Annotated in this window: 1 protein-coding gene and 1 other annotated feature; the gene reads left to right on the top strand. The window is 56.2% G+C overall.

Annotated features, from left to right (window positions below; all coding sequences use genetic code 11):
- Positions 1-53: 53 nt before the first annotated feature.
- Positions 54-1,273, top strand: a protein-coding gene (locus tag H7K56_RS23120; RefSeq protein ID WP_170264780.1) for an IS3 family transposase whose coding sequence is annotated in 2 segments (ribosomal slippage) — positions 54-348 and positions 348-1,273 — 1,221 coding nt in all. Because the reading frame shifts where the segments join, the coding sequence is not laid out codon by codon here.
- Positions 341-457: a sequence feature (AL1L pseudoknot), on the top strand. It overlaps the preceding gene by 117 nt.
- Positions 1,274-1,316: the final 43 nt, after the last annotated feature.

Consider the following 1,316-nt stretch of genomic DNA (forward strand, 5'->3'; position numbering starts at 1 on the left):
TGAACCGTACCGGGTTTTCGGGAGACTAAACTCTCAGTGAAAGGAGACCCGAAATGACATCCAAACGAGCAAACCGTTACCCACCAGAATTACGTGAGCGGGCTGTCCGAATGCTGCTGGAACAGCGCAGTGAATATCACTCAGAACACGCCGCCATCAACTCCATCGCGCCCAAAATAGGCTGTAGCCCCGACACGCTCAGAGCATGGCTGCGTCAGCATGAACGCAATAATGGTGCTGGCGATGGCGGGCTCACAAGCGATGAGCGTCAGCGTCTCAAAGAGCTGGAGCAGGAGGTTCGTGAGTTGCGGCGCAGCAACGATATCCTGCGACAGGCCTCAGCTTATTTTGCGAAGGCGGAGTACGACCGTCTGTGGAAAAAATAATGCCGCTGCTGGATACCCTCAGCGGTAGTCACGGGGTCGGACCGGTATGTCATGAGCTGAATATCGCCCCGTCGACGTACTACCGGCACCGTGAATACCGCCAGCATCCGGAGAAACGTAGTCTGCGTGACCACCGTGACGACCTGCTGAAACCGGAAATACAGCGGGTGTATGACGAAAACTACAGTGTCTATGGCATCCGTAAAGTCTGGCGCCAGTTGCTGCGTGAAGGCTTCAGCGTGGCAAGGTGTACTGTCGCCCGGTTGATGAAAGCTATGGGGCTGGCTGGCGTGCTTCGGGGTAAAACGGTCCGCACCACGGTCAGCCGGAAAGACGCTGCGGCAAGCGACAGGGTAAACCGTCAGTTCGTGGCAGAGCGGCCCAATCAGCTTTGGGTGGCAGATTTCACGTACGTCAGCACCTGGCAGGGCTTCGCATATGTCGCGTTCATCATAGATGTGTTCGCCGGCGTTATTGTGGGCTGGCGGGTGTCATCGTCTATGGAGACAACGTTCGTACTGGATGCGCTGGAGCAGGCACTGTGGGCACGTCGACCTTCCGGCACCATCCATCACTCGGATAAAGGTTCGCAATATGTTTCACTGGCCTACACGCAACGGCTGCAGGAAGCGGAGCTTCTTGCTTCAACGGGCAGCACGGGTGACTCTTACGATAATGCCATGGCCGAAAGCATCAACGGTCTGTACAAAGCAGAGGTGATACACCGACAGAGCTGGAAAAACCGGCAGGAAGTGGAGCTGGCAACACTGTCGTGGGTGGACTGGTACAACAATCGCCGACTGCTTGAGCGACTCGGCCACATCCCACCGGCTGAAGCAGAAAAAGCATATTACGCTTCCATCGGGAATAAGGATCTGGCAGCCTGAGTTCCCGGACTTAACTCTCTCCCACAAAACCGGTACGGTTCAG

The sequence above is a fragment of the Pantoea dispersa genome (genome assembly GCF_014155765.1).
GTDB lineage: Bacteria > Pseudomonadota > Gammaproteobacteria > Enterobacterales > Enterobacteriaceae > Pantoea > Pantoea dispersa.